The sequence below is a fragment of the Nocardia testacea NBRC 100365 genome (assembly GCF_000308775.1).
In the GTDB taxonomy this organism is placed as follows: Bacteria; Actinomycetota; Actinomycetes; order Mycobacteriales; family Mycobacteriaceae; genus Nocardia; species Nocardia testacea.
In genome coordinates this window covers 1-3,892 of record NZ_BAGJ01000119.1, presented here as the reverse complement: position 1 = coordinate 3,892, position 3,892 = coordinate 1, and the positions used below count along the sequence as shown (strand labels likewise).

Sequence of the window (3,892 nt, the reverse complement as noted above, 5' to 3'; positions counted from 1 at the left end):
ATCGGGCGCAATATGACCGTTTTCGAATACGGCGGCAAACTGCTGATCGTCGACTGCGGCGTCCTCTTCCCGGAGGACCAGCAGCCCGGCGTGGACCTGATCCTGCCCGATTTCCGGCCGATCGAGGACCGTATCGACGATGTGGTGGCCGTGGTCCTGACCCACGGGCACGAGGACCATATCGGCGCCGTGCCGTTCCTGCTGCGGCTGCGCCCGGATATTCCGGTGATCGGCTCCAAGTTCACCCTCGCACTGGTCGCCGCGAAATGCCGGGAACACCGGTTGCATCCGCGGCTGCTCGAGGTCAGCGAGGGGCAGCGCACCGAGCACGGACCGTTCGAATGCGAGTACTTCGCGGTCAACCACTCCATCCCGGACGCGCTCGCGGTGGCCATCCGGACCCCCGCCGGCACAGTCCTGCACACCGGCGACATCAAGCTCGATCAGCTGCCGCTCGACGGCCGGCTCACCGATCTCGCCGGTTTCTCCCGCCTCGGCGACGAGGGCGTGGACCTGTTCCTGGTCGACTCCACCAATGCCGAGGTCCCCGGTTTCGTCACCCCGGAACGGGAGATCGGCGGTGTCCTGGACACGGTGATCGGCAAGGCGCGTAACCGGGTGATCGTGGCGTCCTTCGCCAGCCATGTACACCGGATCCAGCAGGTGGTGGACGTGGCGCAAAAATTCGGCCGCCGGGTGTGTTTCGTCGGCCGGTCCATGGTGCGCAATATGCAGATCGCTCAGGATCTGGGCTATCTGTCGGTGCCCGACGGGATCGTGGTCGATCTCGATCAGGCGGCCACCCTGCCGGGCAACAAACTGGTCCTCATCTCCACCGGTTCGCAGGGCGAGCCGCTCTCCGCACTGTCCCGGATGGCCCGGGGCGATCACCGCCAGATCCACATCCGCGCCGACGATCTGGTCGTGCTGGCCTCCTCGCTGATCCCGGGCAACGAGAACTCGGTGTTCACGGTCGTCAACGGGCTGGCCCGCCTCGGCGCCACGGTCATCACCCAGCAGAACGCGAAGGTGCACGTCTCCGGGCACGCGTCGGCCGGGGAACTGCTGTACCTGTACAACGCGGTCCGGCCGACCAACGCCATGCCGGTACACGGTGAATGGCGGCATCTGCGCGCCAATGCGGCACTCGCCGTCGCCACCGGCGTCCCCGAGGAGCGCGTGGTGCTGGCCGAGGACGGTGTGGTGGTGGATCTGGTGGACGGCATCGCCTCCATCGTCGGCCGCGTCCCGGTCGGGCACGTCTACGTGGACGGCCTCTCGGTCGGCGATGTGGGCGAATCCACGCTGTCGGATCGGCTCGTGCTCGGTGAGGGCGGTTTCATCGCCATCACGGTGGCCGTCGACGAGACCACCGGTAAGGCGGTGAGCCCGCCGGAGGTCAGCGGGCGCGGATTCTCCGACGATCCGACGGCGCTGGCGGAAGCGGCGGAACTGGTAGAAGCCGAACTGCTTCGGCTGGCCGGTGAGGGCGTCACCGATACACACCGCATCGCGCAGGCCGTGCGGCGGATCGTGGGCCGCTGGGTCGCCGATACCTATCGGCGGCGCCCGATGATCGTGCCCACCGTGCTCGGCGTCTAGTACGGCCAAACGAAAACCGCCGGAGAGCTCGGCTCTCCGGCGGTTTCGCGTCGCTGCGCAGCTACGCGCAGCTCAGGAGTCGGCCTGGCAGGCCGCCGAATCCAGCTGCGCGGATTTGACGATATTGCAGGCGAACCCGTGCGCGATCTTCCACTGATCGCCCTCGGCCACGAAATCGACGGTCGCGTTCTCCACCGGGCTGCCGCCGATGGTCACATCGGCATCGGCGGTCACCTTGCCGTCGACCGGTTCGCCGACATTGGTGATCTTGACGGTGACCTCGTTCTTCTTGGCCGCCTCGACCAGTTTGTCGACCAGCTGCGGATCCTGTTCGGCGTCCTCGATCCAGGCGAGCTTCTCGTCCTCGCCCACCGAGCCGTCGAGCGCCCGGTTGATCTTGTCGTTGAGTTCCTCGGCCGTCGGCTTGGGCAGGTTGGGCGCGGGTGTGGTGGTCGGCGCCTTGCCCTCCTCGCGGCCGTCCTGGGTCTTACCCGATTCGAACTCGGCGGCGGCCTCGGTGCTGGTCGCGGCGGCCTCGGTCGAGGAGTCCTCGGTGGACGAGCAGGCGGTGAAGGTGAGGGCGGCGGCAGCCATCGTCGCGGCGGCCACGACCCGGATCGGTCGAATTTTCACAGTTCTGATTCCCCTACGGTGTAGTCGGCGAGTTCGGCGCCGGCCGGAAGATGTGGTCGGTACGAGCTCACAGGTCGTAGCCGGAAGTGCAGTTCCAGTGCTCGATGTAGGCATTGCCCGGGTTGTTGGCCAGCGCCTCGGACCGGGCGGCGGCCATGGTGGCGCCGGAGCCGTAGCTCAGCCAGTTGTCCGAAACCGCCAGCGCGCCACATCCGTTGCGCCAGGAGATCTTGGAGACGCAGTCGGCGGCACCGCAGCTGCTCTCCGCGGCCGATTCGGCCTCGGCGTAGCTGTCGTAGTCGTATGACCAGCCGTAGTTGCCGGTGGACAGGGACACCGCGATGGCGCCGTAGTAACTGCTGTACTGGGCGTGCGCCGGCGTCACCGAAGCGACGAACATCGAGCCGATGGTCGCCACCAGAACGGCGGCAACGGTGAGAATCTTCTTCAAAGGTGTTCCCATCTGTGTATTTCGGTCCACGACCCTATGGACCGAATGACAAAGTACAGAGCATCTCTGCCGGTGAGCAACCGGATCGGCAACACGTTCCCTCCCCGATGGCTGGGTCTCGGCTAGATTCATCGTGTGAACATGGCTCAGCGTGAACGCCGTGCATTGGTCGAAACGATGAAGGGCACCGGCCCGGACGCGCCCACCCTATGCGGTGCGTGGACGGTACGCGACCTCGCGGCGCATCTGGTGGTCCGGGAGCGACGTCCCGATGCCGCGCCGGGAATCATGTTGCGGCCCTTCGCCGGCTATCTGCAGAAGGTGCAGGACAAAGCGGCCGGGCAGGAGTTCGACCTGCTGCTGGACAAGATCCGTACCGGGCCGCCCTGGTGGTCGCCGCTGCGTCCGGTGGACGCGATCGCCAATCTCGGCGAAATGTTCGTCCACCACGAGGATGTCCGGCGGGCGAGCCCGGGCTGGGAACCGCGGGAACTGTCGGCCGAGGACCAACGGCGGCTGTGGGCGACGGTGCGCAAGATGGGGAAGATGGCATACCGGAAGTCGCCGGTACCGGTGGAACTCGCCACACCCGAGGGGGAGCGGGCCCGGATCGTGGACGGCACCGGCCCGGTGGTGACCCTGACCGGCACGCCGTCGGAATTGTTGTTGCACGCCTTCGGTCGCGATCAGGTCCGGATCGAATCGGCCGGCGAACCCGACGCGGTCCGGCACGTACTCGAACTCGACCGCTCCCTCTGAACGCCGCTGGCGGTGCGGGTCGTGGGCGGGGTAGCGCCGACCACACCTTCGCTGTGGCGCGCCGCATATGGGCCGGCGGTCGGCGCAGGTATCGCCGTCGCGGCGTACCGCGTGACGACCCTGCCGCGTACCGCGTGACGACCCCGCCGCGGAGCGGTCCGCTCATCGGCGCGAACCGGTATCGCACGCCGTCGGGCGGCGGTAACCAGTGTTGCGGATGGTCCCCGTGGGGTTGTTGCGGCTAGCCTGAGGCCATGGCAGGTAAGTCCCGCGCAACGACCACACCTGGTACGCGGGCGGGATCGGCTCGGGGGCGGACCACCGCGGCGCGTTCTCGTTCGGGCAGTACACGCGGCGCGGCCGGCGCGGCCGCGGCCCCAGGGTCCGGCCCGGAGAACCACACGTAAGGCGGCCGCGCGCCCGGCCGGCGGCGCTCGTTCCCGCCGC

Annotated in this window: 4 protein-coding genes; 2 read left to right on the top strand and 2 right to left on the bottom strand. The window is 67.9% G+C overall.

Going from position 1 to position 3,892, the window contains the following annotated elements:
- The coding region (locus ON38_RS16805) for a ribonuclease J (RefSeq protein WP_039825770.1) at positions 1-1,602 on the top strand (1,602 nt) is incomplete at its 5' end.
- Positions 1,603-1,674: 72 nt separating this feature from the next.
- Here ON38_RS16805 and ON38_RS16800 read toward each other — a convergent pair.
- Positions 1,675-2,235 (bottom strand): WKL family lipoprotein, encoded by a 561-nt coding sequence (locus ON38_RS16800; RefSeq protein ID WP_063814525.1) that lies wholly within the window; start codon positions 2,233-2,235, stop codon positions 1,675-1,677.
- A 67-nt stretch (positions 2,236-2,302) separates the two neighbouring features.
- Positions 2,303-2,698: a DUF4189 domain-containing protein gene (locus tag ON38_RS16795; RefSeq protein ID WP_039825768.1), complete on the bottom strand. Its 396-nt coding sequence runs from the start codon at positions 2,696-2,698 to the stop codon at positions 2,303-2,305.
- Between the two features lie 123 nt (positions 2,699-2,821).
- Between ON38_RS16795 and ON38_RS16790 the strand changes: the two genes are divergently transcribed.
- Positions 2,822-3,445, top strand: coding sequence for a TIGR03085 family metal-binding protein (locus tag ON38_RS16790; protein ID WP_085995428.1), 624 nt, complete (start codon positions 2,822-2,824; stop codon positions 3,443-3,445).
- The last annotated feature ends 447 nt before the right edge of the window (positions 3,446-3,892 follow it).

Bases quoted from the DNA above. Each gene is read 5' to 3' on its own strand.
- ON38_RS16795 (WP_039825768.1), bottom strand. From the start codon at position 2,698: ATGGGAACACCTTTGAAGAAGATTCTCACCGTTGCCGCCGTTCTGGTG.